Source organism: Sulfitobacter sp. SK025 (assembly GCF_003352105.1).
GTDB lineage: Bacteria > Pseudomonadota > Alphaproteobacteria > Rhodobacterales > Rhodobacteraceae > Sulfitobacter > Sulfitobacter pontiacus.
This window is the reverse complement of record NZ_CP025809.1, coordinates 302287-316808: the sequence shown is the minus strand read 5'-3', so window position 1 is coordinate 316808 and position 14522 is coordinate 302287. Positions and strand designations below refer to the sequence as shown.

At 58.7% G+C, this 14522-nt stretch carries 13 protein-coding genes and 4 pseudogenes; 4 read left to right on the top strand and 13 right to left on the bottom strand.

All coding sequences use genetic code 11. The features are described from left to right. Positions 1–16 precede the first annotated feature (16 nt). The 11 genes and pseudogenes from C1J04_RS16445 to C1J04_RS16390 all read right to left on the bottom strand — a co-directional run bounded on the left by C1J04_RS16445 (position 17) and on the right by C1J04_RS16390 (position 8266). Positions 17–271 (bottom strand): hypothetical protein, encoded by a 255-nt coding sequence (locus C1J04_RS16445; RefSeq protein WP_114865615.1) that lies wholly within the window; start codon positions 269–271, stop codon positions 17–19. Positions 272–294: 23 nt separating this feature from the next. Next, positions 295–876, bottom strand: coding sequence for a recombinase family protein (locus C1J04_RS16440; RefSeq protein WP_114865614.1), 582 nt, complete (start codon positions 874–876; stop codon positions 295–297). A gap of 116 nt (positions 877–992) precedes the next feature. Continuing rightward, on the bottom strand, positions 993–1655 hold the full coding sequence (locus tag C1J04_RS16435) for a plasmid pRiA4b ORF-3 family protein (protein ID WP_114865613.1): 663 nt from the start codon (positions 1653–1655) through the stop codon (positions 993–995). A gap of 63 nt (positions 1656–1718) precedes the next feature. Continuing rightward, complete coding sequence (locus C1J04_RS16430; RefSeq protein ID WP_114865612.1) at positions 1719–2927, bottom strand: patatin-like phospholipase family protein; 1209 nt, start codon at positions 2925–2927, stop codon at positions 1719–1721. A 200-nt stretch (positions 2928–3127) separates the two neighbouring features. Further along, positions 3128–3238, bottom strand: coding sequence for a CoA transferase (locus C1J04_RS16425; RefSeq protein ID WP_366142360.1), 111 nt, complete (start codon positions 3236–3238; stop codon positions 3128–3130). A gap of 498 nt (positions 3239–3736) precedes the next feature. Further along, positions 3737–4180 (bottom strand): annotated as a pseudogene (locus C1J04_RS16420) (IS66 family transposase); the annotation flags it as partial. A 243-nt stretch (positions 4181–4423) separates the two neighbouring features. Continuing rightward, positions 4424–5446: an IS110 family transposase gene (locus C1J04_RS16410; RefSeq protein ID WP_114865611.1), complete on the bottom strand. Its 1023-nt coding sequence runs from the start codon at positions 5444–5446 to the stop codon at positions 4424–4426. 82 nt (positions 5447–5528) lie between these two features. Further along, a pseudogene (gene tnpC, locus C1J04_RS16405) lies at positions 5529–6647 on the bottom strand (IS66 family transposase); the annotation flags it as partial. Positions 6648–6701: 54 nt separating this feature from the next. Continuing rightward, positions 6702–7055: an IS66 family insertion sequence element accessory protein TnpB gene (gene tnpB, locus C1J04_RS16400; protein WP_067629907.1), complete on the bottom strand. Its 354-nt coding sequence runs from the start codon at positions 7053–7055 to the stop codon at positions 6702–6704. Further along, positions 7052–7483, bottom strand: coding sequence for an IS66-like element accessory protein TnpA (tnpA, locus tag C1J04_RS16395; protein ID WP_067629910.1), 432 nt, complete (start codon positions 7481–7483; stop codon positions 7052–7054). The genes tnpB and tnpA overlap by 4 nt, the downstream gene beginning before the upstream one ends. 24 nt (positions 7484–7507) lie before the next feature. Next, the gene (locus C1J04_RS16390) at positions 7508–8266 is read right to left on the bottom strand and encodes a LysR family transcriptional regulator (RefSeq protein WP_162797846.1); all 759 of its coding nucleotides are present in this window, start codon (positions 8264–8266) and stop codon (positions 7508–7510) included. 130 nt (positions 8267–8396) lie between these two features. Between C1J04_RS16390 and C1J04_RS16385 the strand changes: the two are divergent. Continuing rightward, positions 8397–9575: pseudogene (locus tag C1J04_RS16385) on the top strand (sulfatase); the annotation flags it as partial. Positions 9576–9631: 56 nt separating this feature from the next. Beyond that, a complete protein-coding gene (locus tag C1J04_RS16380; protein ID WP_254693865.1) occupies positions 9632–10402 on the top strand; it encodes an efflux RND transporter permease subunit in 771 nt (256 codons plus the stop codon). 33 nt (positions 10403–10435) lie between these two features. Here C1J04_RS16380 and C1J04_RS16375 read toward each other — a convergent pair whose 3' ends face one another. Both C1J04_RS16375 and C1J04_RS16370 read right to left on the bottom strand, forming a co-directional pair. Continuing rightward, positions 10436–11491 carry a flavin monoamine oxidase family protein gene (locus C1J04_RS16375; protein WP_114865609.1) on the bottom strand — a complete coding sequence of 352 codons (1056 nt, stop codon included), beginning with the start codon at positions 11489–11491 and terminating at the stop codon, positions 10436–10438. A 41-nt stretch (positions 11492–11532) separates the two neighbouring features. Further along, positions 11533–11943: pseudogene (locus tag C1J04_RS16370) on the bottom strand (cupin domain-containing protein); the annotation flags it as partial. Positions 11944–12084: 141 nt separating this feature from the next. Between C1J04_RS16370 and C1J04_RS16365 the strand changes: the two are divergent. Further along, positions 12085–13719, top strand: coding sequence for a Mu transposase C-terminal domain-containing protein (locus C1J04_RS16365; RefSeq protein WP_028288640.1), 1635 nt, complete (start codon positions 12085–12087; stop codon positions 13717–13719). 1 nt (position 13720) lies between these two features. After that, positions 13721–14449, top strand: coding sequence for a TniB family NTP-binding protein (locus C1J04_RS16360; protein ID WP_254693864.1), 729 nt, complete (start codon positions 13721–13723; stop codon positions 14447–14449). The last annotated feature ends 73 nt before the right edge of the window (positions 14450–14522 follow it).

Genomic DNA, 14522 nt, shown 5'->3' with positions numbered 1-14522 from the left:
CCACAATGGCCGAATTTTACTCCGCCGTTGACACGCGCCCCTTGCACCGCAGCTTTCTCCCGCAACTCGGACAACAGGAACGTTTCGCGCAGTGAGCCGCGCATTGCGCGGATACGATCTCCTGCTGGAGCTGCAACAAAAGGTCTTTGCTTTCGGCGATTGAGAGACCGATTTCGCCTATGGTCTCGGCGCCTTTGCTGAAAGTCGCAATCTTCTCCGTATGTGCCATGCCGTCCGGCCCGGTGATCTTGACCTCGATCTCGATGTCCATGTGTTTTCCTGCCTGCTCTTATTTTATGTCGGCTGCGCATCCCTTGCGCGCATGATCGTCTGCCTGCTTGTGCCCATGTCGCGGGCTATGGCCGAGACGGTTTCGCCAGCAGCGATCCGTTCACGCACATGGGCTTGCTGATCTGTCGTCAGCGCTGTCGGTCGCCCGAGTGGTTTTCCCTGCGCTTTGGCGCGCGCCAGACCGGATTGGGTGCGCTCAATCAAGAGATCACGTTCGAACTGGGCTACAGCGTTGATCACACCCATGGTCAGCTTTCCCGCCGAACTGGTCAGATCGACGCCGCCTAGGGCAAGACAGTGAACTCGGATACCAATATCTTCGAGCCTGGCCACAGTTGTGCTGACATCGATGGCGTCCCGGCCGAGGCGGTCCAGCTTGGTTACGATCAGCACATCACCTCGTTCCATCTTGTCCAGCAACCGGCTGAACCCTTTGCGGCGCGCAATAGCCACGGACCCGGATACGGTTTCCGTAACAACACGGTGCGGCTCGACTTTGAAACCCGCCGCTTCGATCTCCTGAAGCTGGTTTTCCGGGGTCTGCTCTGTGGTTGAGACCCGGGTATAGGCAAAGGTTCTGGACATGGACGCACACTGTAAAGAAATGGGTGTCCAGAACCATAGGCATGTTCAATATGCCGTCAATATAATTTTAGGATATATCGGGGGCACATGTACGTAACCGGTCCTTTCTGAACAGGTCAGGCAAGCTGCTGATGCATCAATTCGCGGTGTCGCTCGGCGCGAAATGCCTCGTTGACCAGTTTCCGGGAAAACTTGCCTGTCTGATACGGCTCGCGCGCGATGACACGATGCATAGCCGCCTCGATGTCGTCAGTTAGCACATCGCGAACGGTCTGGTGTGGGTTCGCAGTTTGCATCACATCATCGAGCCATTCCACCATCAGGCCCATATCCTGCCATGCGTCATAGCCGTCCGCCTCGTCACGACGTTCAAGAAAGCCATGCGGTCCGCCACAATCCTCGGGCGGACACGTGCCGGATCCGCCGATGCAAATGGGGTAAGATTTCTTTGGCGCAGACTTTCCGAACTCCTCAACTCGGATTTCATGCTCCCAGTGGTCACCCATGTCATAAACGTAGGAGACCTTGTCATTTTTGCGAAGATCAAAGCTGCCGAGAGCAACACGGGGATCCGCCAACGACAATTCGAATGACCCGTACCCCACTGCATGAATATCGAACGAAAAAAGATGGATACCCTCCCACCCCATCGCGACTTGCAAAACGCCGTGAAGCTCCTGCAAGGTCATCGATGCAGGCACCAGCAACCGCCGCCAGATCATGGGACTGATCCCGAGCAGCCGGACTTTCAACTGAACGATTTCTCCTGTAAGGGCCATGACCCGAACTTGCCATCAACGCCTGCCCCGAGCAACTGCCCCACACTTTGCGGTACTCTCCCACTAGCCCGCGCTTGCAAGTATGGTCCGGGTCGTCAGGGTAGGCGGAACCCGTGACCAGGCCGCCCCGTCGCGTGCCCGTGAGAAACCCTCGGCGTACAGGCGGCGCATATATGTCGTATCGAACTCGAATGACTCCACATCCTCGGATACCGGCGTTTCGATCGAGGTGACGTTGAAGCCGATATCTGCGTCGCGGGCGAAATCATAGGTCGCGTTGACCTGGCCCCGCGCCTGATACTTCAGAAGGGTCGAGACCGAGCGCGCCGCGATTGCGCCGGGATTTTCTTCCACCAGATCGAATTCGGGCTCAAGACGGAGGTTCATCAACATATGGATGTCGGTCAGAGACGCTTCTGCTGCAAGTTCCCCCCGGAATGAAACCATCGCCGCCTCGGGCAGGGTGAAAATATGCGAGATCAAGGCCCCGTCGCCGTGCATTTCCTCGAACGGTCGGCCAGCGGCGGTCTGACCTGAAATCCGGATCGGCGGGAATGCACCGGGTATCGCGGCCGAGGCTAACAGAACATCCTCGAACATCGTCGCCGCGCGCGGATCGCCACTGGCCGCGATCGCGCCCATATTCCAGATGATTCCGACCTGCGAATCCAAATCCGTGGTCAGTACGAACAGGCGCCTGCCGCGACGGTGCTCGGCGGCAATGGCAGCGAGCAGGTCGGGTGTTACAAAAGATGCAACAAGGCGGCGCAACGGTTGCCGGTCGAAAAGTGCCCCGCGCGTCAGCGCCGTCAGAAGCGAAGGTCGTCCGCCGATTCCCTCGGCCACACCGCTGGTATAGAGATTGCGCAGGGTGTCATCCTGATCGGGACCGAGAAAGGCCAAAGGCGCGATCAGCGCGCCGGTGCTGACACCACTGATGACCGAGAATGTCGGACGGGTTCCCGCCGCGGTCCAGCCCGCCAGCACGCCTGTCCCAAAGGCACCGTCGGCACCGCCGCCGGACAGCGCCAGATAATGCGACCGATTTCCGTCCCGGAACCGCGGCGCGTAATCGACGGGATAATCTTCCGCAAGGGCATCGGCCCTGACGCGGTAATCGGCACCCAGAAGCCGGGTCGAAACCCCGTCGTCCGGGCGGTAGGGGATGCGGGGCGAGGCGGTGCAGGCGCCGACCACGCCGGAGCCGAGCAGGATCATCGCACCCCGTCTTGAGATCGGGCCGCGTCGGCCCGCAACATTGTCATCATACATGCACGTTTCTCCACTTTCGAAATCTGCTGAGGCACGTGGTCGAAGCCGCGTGCGGAATTGGCCCTCGTCTCAAAGCTCGCGCCCTTCAAATCTTACCTAAACGGGCGGCCAAAGCGGCCGCACCCGGTGTCGGCCAGATCAGAAGTCAGGTATACGGTGTGTAGCCGTTACATGACCCCTATGCCAACTCTGTTCATTCCTCATGTGAGCGGCCCATCACCGAAAAGCCCGGGGCGCTCGATCTTGATTATGTCGGCCCATAGATCGGCCAGCGTCTGGTTACACCACGGCGCCGCACCGATGCGGCCCACGGCGATTATTCCCCAGGTCCGAGAGCAATTGCTCGTGTTTTCCTCCAGTTTCAGGTCACATACGCGCGCCGGCAGTCTCCGGTCGGAATAGCGGCCTGACCAGGCTCGCACGGCAATTACATAGACACATAAGTTGCTAAATCAGGCTGCAAGCATTGATAGCTTGTGGCGCTCCGCCTCCATCTTTTTGATCGCGCATGTTGTGGCTGTTATACAGGCGAATTAAAAATCGCAAATGGTTGTGTCTCGACTCTGGTGGAAGTTATCCGGAGCCCGGTTCAAATGGTGACAATCTCTTCCCGCACCCGCTCGCAGAAAGCGCGAATGGCTCCAAGATCGGCCGCCACTTTCCGGTAGTAGATATTGACCGGCATCTCCCAGAGATTCTCCGAGAGTTGAAGCTCTACCAATCCGGATTCTTGCGCCGCCTCCGCCAAAGGAGAGATCAGGATCGTGATGAGGTTCGTGCGTAAGCGTTCTCAGGAGGGCACTGTCGGGTCAGCTTGACGTCTTGAAGTTCCACGGGAGCAGATCGTCGATGCCGCTTTGTGGGTGACCATTGGCGATCGCTGTGAGGGTTGCCTTGAGATAGGCGAAGGGCTCGACGCTGTTGACCTTGCAGGTCTCGATCAGTGAGGCGATGCGGCCCCAGGCGATACCACCCTCGTCATGCCCAGCGAAGAGGGCGTTTTTCCGATTGAGGGTGATGGGGCGGATCAGGTTTTCGACGCGGTTGTTGTCGATCTCGACGCGCCCATCGGCCAAGAAGGTCTGCAGTCCGTCCCAGTGATTGTGGATGTAAGTCAGCTTTTCACCCAGCCGGGATTTGGTGGAGATCTTGCGGCGCTCAGCCTCCAGCCATTCACCGAATGCTGCGACCAGCGGGGCACTGCGGGCCTGACGGGCAGACAATCGCTGGCCGGAGGAGATGCCACGAATGTCATGTGTGGATGGCTCCTGCATAGCAAGACATTTTTGATTTGATTTGTGCATTTGTCAGAAGCAGTCATGTGTCCGGCCTGTTTGCGCGGTTTTGACCGCTGGCCCTGATGGGTTCCGCAAACCAAGTTCCTTACAGCTTAGCGGGCTATGACGCCCGGGACATTCGGCGGAGTGTCTTGGTTTTGGCGGCAGACTTATGCACCATCATCTCGCAGGTCTTGCTAACTCGTTGTTCCTTTCTTCTCAGACTGCCGCACGGGGGCTGTAGGGTTCGTCGCGGGTTAGGACAGCCCAGACGATCCGGGCGGTCTTATTGGCCATGGCGACAGTTGCGACACGGGCGGGTTTGCGTTCGAGCAGCGACGTTAACCACTTGCTGGCACGTTCGGGGTGGGACCGTGTTTGTCGGACCAGTGATGTCATGCCGACGACAAGCAAAGAGCGTAAATACTGGTCGCCCATCTTGGTGATCCGCCCCAGCTTTTCCTTGCCTCCGCTGGATTTATTTGCAGGCGTCAAGCCCAGCCAGGCGGCGAACTCCCGGCCATTGCGGAACTGGTGCCCGTCGCCGATGCTGGCGATGATCGCAGAAGCCGTCACCGCGCCGACGCCGGGTATCGTGCGTAACAAACGGACACGCGCATCTTCTTTAGCCACTTGCTTGAGGCGCTCTTCATACCATCGGATCCGTTTATGCAATGCCATCAACTGTTCTGACAGGTTGCGGATCACCTCATTGGCGATGTCTGGCAAATCGAGCACTTCACCCAGTGTGATATCCTCAGCAAACCCAATCACGCGGGCCAGTCCTCTGGGGATGTAGATGCCGAACTCGGCAACCAGTCCTCGCAAGCCGTTGATCAACTGCGTTCTTTGACGAACCAAAAGGTCGCGCGCCCGATGCAGCGACAGCAGGGCTTGTTGCTCAACCGTTTTAATCGCCACAAAACGCATGGTTGGACGTGTCACCGCTTCGCAGATTGCCTCCGCATCAATGGCATCAGATTTCCCACGTTTGACGTAGGGCTTCACATACATCGGTGGGATCAAACGCACCTCGTGGCCTAAGGCCGTCAATTCGCGGGCCCAATGATGGGCGCTGCTGCAAGACTCCATGCCGATCAGGCAGGGGGCCAACTTAGCAAAGAACGGCAGAAACTGTGCCCGTCTCAGGGGCTTGTTGAACAACACAACCTCGTTCTCTGCGATACCATGGACTTGGAAAACGTTCTTGGCCAGGTCAACGCCGATTGTGGTAACTTGCATGGGGTGGCTCCTCTCAAAGCAGATTTTGACACCTGCATTATGGCGCATTGCGACGCCGGTTGAAGCAGGAGCCATCCACCCCATCAGCTTCGACGGTATAGATTTCGGCGATGCGGCGCAGGCCTTCGGCGGCGATCTCTGAGCCATCTCGGTCAAAGACTTCCTTCAGCTTGCGGCGCGCATGCGCCCAGCAATGGGCCACCCGAATGGGGGCACCGCCCTTGCGCGTGGGTTTGGTCAGCCGATTATAGCCCTGATAGCCGTCGATCTGCAGGATGCCGTCGAAGCCTGTCAGGAAGGTTTCGGCATTCGCGCCCGCCCGACCGGGGGCATAGAAGTAAACCACACCGGGCGGATCTTCACCGCCCCATGGTCGGTCATCGCGGGCCAGTGCCCAGAGATAGCCAGTTTTGGTTTTACCGCGCCCCGGATCCAGCACCGGGGCCGTGGTTTCGTCCATGAACAGTTTGTCGGATCGTTTCAGGTGTTCGGCCAGCCGGTCGACGACGGGCTTGAGGTGGAAGGCCGCCTTGCCGACCCAGTCCGCCAGCACAGCGCGGTGCAGATCAAGACCCGCACGCGCCAGGATCTGGCTTTGGCGGTATAATGGCAGATGATCCGCATACTTGCTGACCAGCACATGGGCGATGGTGGCCTCGGTCGGCAGGGCACCTATGATCAGATGCGATGGTGCGGGAGCCTGGGTCACGCCGTCGGTGCAGGTCCGGCAGGCGTATTTCGGGCGGACGGTGACAATGACGCGCAACTGCGCCGGCACGATGTCCAGCCGCTCACTGCGGTCTTCCCCGATCTTGTGCATAACGCCGCAGCCGCAAGGGCAGCTCAGGCTGTCAGGTTCGATGACTTCTTCGATGCGCGGCAGTGCGGCCGGTAGATTGCCGATGGTGCGCTTTGGCGCAGATTTGGTTGTCGTCTTGTCACCTGTCTGAGCGGCCAGTTGGTCCTTCTGCACCTCGACCTCAGCCAGGGCGATGGACAGATCCTCGAACGCCAGCTGCCGCTCATCCTCGGTCAGCTTTTCCGACCGTTTGCCATGTAGGGCATGGTTCAGCTCCGCAATCAGGTGCTCTTGCCGTTGGGTGATTTCCGTAAGCGCCGCTACCTTTTCCATCAACGCCAAAACCGCCGCACGCTGCGCAGCAGGGATGGTGGATAGGTCAATGGCGGGTGTCGTGATCATGCCATCAGGATACGATAAAACCCCATTAAAAACACACAAAAGACAGCGGTTGATTCACTCTGCCGCAGCAGGTGGGCGCATCTCCAGAGCCTTGACCTTGCGCCAGTCCAGACCGGCAAACAGGGCCTCGAACTGGGCGTGGTTCAGCGCCATCATCCCGTCCTTGATCGCCGGCCAGGTGAAGGTCGCTTCTTCCAGCCGCTTATAAGCCATCACCAATCCGGTGCCGTCCCAATACAAAAGCTTCAGCCGATCCGCCCGGCGCGAGCGGAACACAAAAACCGTGCCGGTGAACGGATCCTTGCGCAGCACCGACGACACGATCGACGCCAGACCATCATGACCTTTCCTGAAGTCCACAGGCTGCGTCGAGACCAGAACCCGCACACGGTTTGATGGGAACATCATGGCTGACCCTCGATTGCCCGCACGATCTCGGCAACCCGGGACGAACTGGTCGTGCCATCGAGCCGGACTGTCACACGACCAATCCCAATCTCGATGGAGGTATGGGATGACTCGTCAGGCTTCGCGGACCGCCCCGCAACGGCCGACATATGCGCACCGCCGCCACCATCCGAGACTACGAGTGGCGCAAAACTAAAGGCGTCGTCATCGCCCGCAGGCAAAACCAACCGGCCATCGCGTGCTTGACTCCGCCATTCCGATAAATGGTTCGCCCGAAGCCCATACCGCGCCGCAACTGCATTCACGCTCACGCCCGGCTGCAAACTCTCAGCCACGATCCGTGCTTTGACCTCATTGGGCCACCGCTTCTGGCCATTGGCCCGTATCTCCACCCCGTAGTCCCTGAGAAACTCTACCGTAGTCGCCATCGCGAAACTCCCGCCCAATATCCGTCAGAAACGGAGTCGCAGCTCAGGCGAAAACTGGGAAGGTGCTGTCCAGGCAACGCTTACATTCGTGCGTTTGACAAGCGAAGTGAGAGCCGCAGCCGAATTCGTTCTGAGCGCAATTTTCGGTGCGCCCAGTCCGCGTTCGGCCATGTAGTGTTGCACAAGGTGAAGGAAGCCTTCATCTTCGTAAAAGCCGGCCCATTCGACAGTCACGAGATCGGCCGGATCAACTCTGTCACGCCGCGCCAGCTCATTGTCTGGATCCGCCACTGCACGCATTGCGAGGTTGACCACAAACTCCCTTTTTATGTCAGGCGCATCGAGCTCGCTCATCGACCCAGCAGCCAGGAGTACGTCTATTTCTCCGGCCAGGAAGAGAGCCGCAAGCTGATCCCCGACGCCGGTGACAACGTCGATCAACATCCCCGGGTAGCGCGTATGAAGATCGCTGAGCACGGATGGCAGGACAGTCGTCGTCCAAGCGACGCCGGCACCCAAGCGGAGCTTGCTGACTGTGCCGGAGGCGAGCGCCGCTATTTCTTCTGTTGCAAGGCGTGCCGAATGCCGGGCACTGGCCGCATAGCGATAAAGAATTTCGCCAGCTTCAGTCGGCACCACTCCGCGCGGCAATCTCCGGAAGAGCGGAACGCCGAGTTCATCCTCGAATTGCTTGAGGCTCATACTGAGCGCGGGCTGCGAAATACCCAACTGTTCGGCTGCCCGGTGTACGTTGCCGGTCTCGAAGATTGCGAGAAACTGCATCGTTCTTCGGCTCAGGACTGCTATTGCTGAGGGCGCCGTCATAGATAAATTCTGCTGATCTTTGAGCGGAAAGTATATATTATTCTTTATCTGTCGTGCGTGTTTCTGTGCCTTTCGGGAGGGGGGAAACATGCGTACGATTTTTGTTCTTTTCGACAGCCTGAATCGCAGCGCTATTGGCGCCTACCATGGAACCTCTGTCCGGACACCGAATTTCGACAGATTTGCCAAACGTGCGATGACATTCGACCGTCATTATGTCGGGTCGCTGCCTTGCATGCCTGCACGGCGGGATATGCACACCGGGCGGCTGAACTTTACCCACAGAAGCTGGGGGCCGCTGGAACCATTTGACAATTCTTTCGCACAAAGCCTGAAATCGCATGGCATCTACACGCATCTCGTCAGTGATCATCTGCACTACTTCGAAGATGGTGGATCCGGATTTCATACACGTTTCTCGTCCTGGGATTTCATCCGCGGGCAGGAATACGACCCCTGTGTCGCGATGGTTCAGCCCCCAGTCGAACGCTTTCGCGAAAAGTTCGACGAGCGTCACTACCCGATGACCCGAGACAGCAAGCGCTTTCAGGCCATGATAAACCGCGAGGAACTTCGCAGCGAAGAGGACTTCCCCGGACCCAGGTGTTTTGCCTCCGCATTCGATTTCCTCGACCGCAACAGGCAGGCCGACGATTGGCTTCTCATGCTGGAATGCTTCGATCCGCACGAACCCTTCCATGCACCGGACCGCTTCCAGAACGCCTATGTTGAAACGACGCGTCGCATTCTCGACTGGCCTCACTACGAGCGTGTGCTCGACAGCCCCGAGGACATCAAGACGATCCGGGCAAACTATGCCGCCTTGGTCGCGATGTGCGACGACTATTTCGGCCGTTTGCTCGACTATCTCGACGCACATGGAATGTGGAAAGACACCGCGCTGATCCTCGGCACGGATCACGGCTTCCTGCTGTCCGAGCACGACTGGTGGGGCAAGTGCCGGATGCCCTACTACGAGGAAGTCAGTCATATACCTCTGATGATCCACGACCCCCGGCATCCGCAGGCAGCCGGAAAGCGAACCGATGCACTGACACAGACGGCGGACCTGATGCCCACGTTGCTCGGTTTGCATGGCGTGAAGCCACCGGACGAGGCGCGCGCGACAGACCTGGCCGAGGTCCTCGCCGATCCGACCCGTCCGGGACGGAGCGAGGCGGTATTCGGCTTGTTCGGCGGGCCGATCGGCATCACCGACGGTCGCCATGTTCTATATTACTATCCACCGGACTGGCGGGCGGAGGGCCTGCGCGCCTCCCTGAGCGTGAGCGCGACGGCATTGACCGCCTTCAGGACCTGTCGGTGTGGTCCGACGGGGCAGGGTCCTACGTTCCCATGGCTAACCTCGTGGACCGTTTCGAGACACGCCTTGTCGAGGCGCTCATTCACAGGCGGGACCGGGAGCGCACAATCACTGCGCTTGGCGGTTCTCGCAGCGATCTGACTGCGGACGAAGCCTTCCGAAGTGTCCGGTCGGATATCGAAGCCATTCCGCTGCCTGAGGGTTACATGATGGAGTGGGGCGGCGAATTCGAAAGCGCCGGAGATGCGCAGGCAAGTCTTGGCAAGCAGCTCCCCTTGGGCTTCCTTGTTATGCTGACGATTTCGATATTGATGTTCAACAAAGTCCGGCAACCCCTGATCCTGTGGCTCGTCGTCCCGATGTCAGTGACGGGCATGGTCTTGGGGCTGCTGTTCACGGGCTTGCCCTTCACTTTCACAGCATTGCTTGGGTTCCTGTCACTGTCGGGGATGTTGATGAAGAACGCGATTGTTCTGGTTGAAGAGATCGATCTTCAGCGTGCCGACGGGGTGCCGGACTATCAGGCGGTTGTTGACGGATCTGTTAGCCGTTTGCGACCCGTTATTCTCGCCGCCGGGACAACGATTTTCGGCATGATCCCGCTGCTGCCGGATGCATTTTTTGCGTCAATGGCGGTGACAATTATGGGCGGCCTCGCGTTCGCTTCGATTCTGACTTTGATCGCAGTGCCCGTGCTGTATGCGCTGTTTTTCCGGATCAGACCGCCGAAGAAAGACAGCGCTACGTCCGGTGCTGCGGCACCCGCCTAAAGTCAGGCTGGCGCACGGGCGCGCCTACCGCAGTTAGCCTGTCGTGAGAGCAGTGTAGGCTTGATCCGCCGCCTCAAGCGCGCCTTCAAGAAAGCCGCCAAACGTGGGGGCCACTTCGGTGCCGGCAAAGATGAGCGCATTGTCCCAAAGACCGGACAAAGCGCGCGGCAAACCATAATCGGGGTGGGCATAAACGGTCCGCTGGTCAAGATAAGTCGCTGTGAATGGGTCTACAGCCCAGTCCTTGATGTATAGACGCTTTTGATTTTGTGCTTCGGGGCCAAAGAGCCGCACCAATTGCATGCGCACCTGCTCGCGCAGGGCCGCGGTGTCGCGCCTCAAATCTGGCGGGATCCCGATGAAGCCGAAGATGGCATAGGGACCACCCTCAGACGGGCTGGCATCGTGACATTCAACCATCGGGCCAACCCTGCTCATCGCATCGCCCGACAGGCCATTATCACGCCAGAAAGGGCGGTCAAACACAGTAACGACTTTGGCCTGTCCTGCCATCCAGGTCGCAATACCCTCCATCGCAGTCAGGGCGTCTGTGGGCAGCACAGGCTTATAGGAAAACTGCGCTGCAATGCGCGGTGGCAAGGCCAGAACGACCTTTTTTGCCATGATCTGCGCACCCGCGACCGTTTGGGCGGCGACGCCATCGCTCTTTTTTCGCAGCGCGTTGATTGGCGTGGCGCAGATGCGTTTGTCTGACGGAATTTCAAGCAACAGCTTGTCGATGAAGGCTGCGAGACCGCCTTGCAACCGCCATGAGCCTTGCATCGACGCAAAGCCGCGCCCGCGCTGGACATGGCCACGTTCGTCTTCGTACAAAAGTTCGCCTTGATAAAACTGCTCAAACCGTGTGAGCCCAAGACGATCGATCAGCGCCGCGATACGGGGTTGGCCGGGCCAGAACCACGAGGGGCCAAGATCAAAGGCGCCCGCATTGCACTGCTCGCTCAGGATACGTCCGCCCCATCTTTCGCGGGCTTCGACAAGCAGAAAATCTTGCTCCTCGGCCGATAGCCGCGCGGCGAGCGCCAGACCTGAAAGCCCGCCACCGATGATAAGGGTCTGCGTTTGCATCGTTCAGATTTCCCTGTGCGCAGTGGTTCGGCCCGTTTTCGTCAAACCTGCGGCGCTTTGGCATAGGGCAGATGCCCTGTTTTCATCCAAAGCGTTGCGCCCTCAGCCCCAGCTGTGGCTGTCAAGGCACTGCCATCAGGCAGACGCAGCCAAGCGTTTTGTCTCAGGGCTTCTCCATTCACCGTTGCGGTCCCGCTGATGACCAATACCTCGGCGCCGCCTGTTGCATCCAATGTCATGGTCGCGCCCGCCTCCAAACTGGAGAACGTCACTGTCTCGCGCATATCGCGGTGCAGGATAGCGGTCGCCACACCATTTTCGGGCGCGCCAAGCTCTGCTTCCATATCTTTGTGAAACTGGGTGCGGTCATCCGTGTCGAACTGCCAGAGTTTGACGAAAATCGTGCAACCCGCATCCGATCCCGGGGTATGAGAGGTCGTTGGCGGATGTCGCGTAGCCCATAATTGTGAGATGAGAAATCCAACGAAATCAACGGCTGTCCTTTGCCCTTAAATATGAGATTTTGCCTTTAATTCCGATATTCTTGCCCTTAAACCTGAGACAGGGTTCACAGACATGTGCGGCAAATATCGATGAATGATGATGGCGAAGACTGCGTTGCTGTTGGTGCTGAAGAGGCGCGCAGGGCCGCGGTGCTGCGCCCTCTTGTTCAGGCATATCTCAATGGGACTGGCAGCCTGGAACGTGGCATCAATGACGCCGTTTGGGAGCTTGGTGTCAGCAGGGCGACGGTCTGGCGTTGGATAAAACGGTTGGCGGAAGAGGGTGGGCGCACCAGCGCTCTGGCTCCGCGGAAACGGGGCCGCCCGACCGGGACGATGTTAATATCCAGCAAAGTCGAAGCGGTAATCGAGGAGCACCTTCGCCGCTATTTCTTGCGCCGGGAGCGTTCGAGCTTGTCGCGCGTCGTGACAGAAATCCGCAGCGCTTGCTGGCAGGAGGGCTTGCAACCGCCGACACGGCGAACGGTTCAGCGTCGTCTGGATGCGATGGATGCCCGCGAAGTTGCGAAGGCACGAGAGGGCGCAAAGGCGGCCCGCCAGAAATTTGCGCCGGTCACAGGTGAGAACAAGGCCAGTATGCCACTGGAGATCGTCCAAATTGATCATACACCGGCGGACATCATTCTTGTCGACGGCTTTGAACGCAAACCAATTGGGCGGCCTTGGGTCACGCTGGCGATCGACGTCGCAACGCGGATGGTGACCGGATATTACACCTCTCTCGAGGCACCTTCGCGTCTGTCAGTGGCGCTTTGCCTGACACAGGCGGTGGCCCTCAAGGAGGAACTTCTTGCGGAATTGGCGTGCGATGTTCCTTGGCCGGCACAGGGCAAACCGCACAGCATCCACGTCGATAACGGTCGCGATTTCCGGTCGCGCGCCTTTCGGTCGGCCTGTGCGGATTGGGGGATCGATCTGGTCTATCGACCGCCAGCAAGTCCTCACTTCGGTGGTCACATCGAACGGTTGATCGGCACCATGATGGGGGCCGTTCACCTGTTGCCGGGAACAACGCAATCCTCGATCGCGGCAAAGGGCGACTATGACGCCGAAAGCAAGGCCACGATGACGTTGAGCGAATTCGATCGCTGGTTTGCTCTGGAAATCTGCCGTTACAACAACAGCATTCATTCAAGTCTTGGCTGCACGCCCGTTGCCAAATGGGAGGCGCTCTCAGAGCAAATGACAGGCGACATCCCCTTCGAGATGGAAGCCTTTCAGGTGAGCTTCCTGCCGAGTGAACTGCGCAAGATCAGGCGTGACGGCATCCATCTGTTCCAGATAAGGTACTGGTCCGATGCCCTTGCAGGCCACATTGGGCGCGGGGATGGAAAGGTGGTCGTTCGCTACGATCCTCGCGATATCTCAATGATCTGGGTCGAACTGGACGATGGCCGGTATGTTGAGGCGCGGTACAGAAACCTGGAAATTCCGCCCGTCTCGCTCTGGGAATATCGCGAAGCGATGAGGAAGGCCCGTGCCCTTGGCAAGTCCGGGTCTAATGAGCTGGTGCTGGCTGAGCTGATCCGACAGCAACGCCAGATCGAAGCTGAAAGCCGGGGCCTGACGAAGGCCGAACGCAGAACCCGTGAAAGAAAAGGGACATTGAAGGGCACGAACTCGGCCGTCTCGACAACCGAAGGGCTGCGCCCGATCGATACGGGTGATACATCGCGCCCATTGTTCAAGGTGGAGAGATGGTGAATTGAGGGCAGGGACAACTGAAGAAGACGGCCGGATCGCCCTCATTCAATCGGATATCTGGATCGGCTTTCCTCGGGCGGAACAGGTGTTGGACCGCTTGCAGGGCATGATCGAAGCGCCACGACAAACCCGTATGCCTGGGCTTCTTGTGCATGGCGCCTCCGGGATCGGAAAGACGATGATTGCCCGAAACCTGTCGCGCAAGTACGCACCAGAATACGATCCGGCGTCGGGCATCACCCGCACACCGCTTCTGCTGTTGCAAGCGCCGCCCGCACCTGATGAACGGCGGTTTTACCTGCACATCCTGGCCGCCGTCGGCGCCCCGGCGACGGCTCTTAGCGCCCGCGCTCAAAATGTGGCTTCCCTCGAAGTCCGTGTCATCGCGCTCTTACGCGACCTTGGCCTGCGGATGATCATGATCGACGAGGTCCACAATCTCTTGGCCGGGACCCACCGCGAACAGCGCCGATTTCTCAATGTCCTGCGGTATCTCAGCAATGAACTCGAGGTGTCACTGGTCTGCCTTGGGGTCAGCGAGGCCGTCGATGCTATTCGCGGTGATATCCAGCTTGCCCGACGGCTGGACGAACATCATCTGCCAAACTGGCGCGACGATGCCGAGTTCTCGGACATGATCCAGACCCTTATTGCTGCCATGCCACTGGAAAAGAAGTCCAACCTGAATGTGAATCGGCATGCGAAATTGACCCACTTGGGTGGGTTATGAGCGAGTAAAATTGACCCACCTGCCACGTTAGCATCCGCGCTGGATAGCGCGGAGGAATGAGCAGGTGATATTG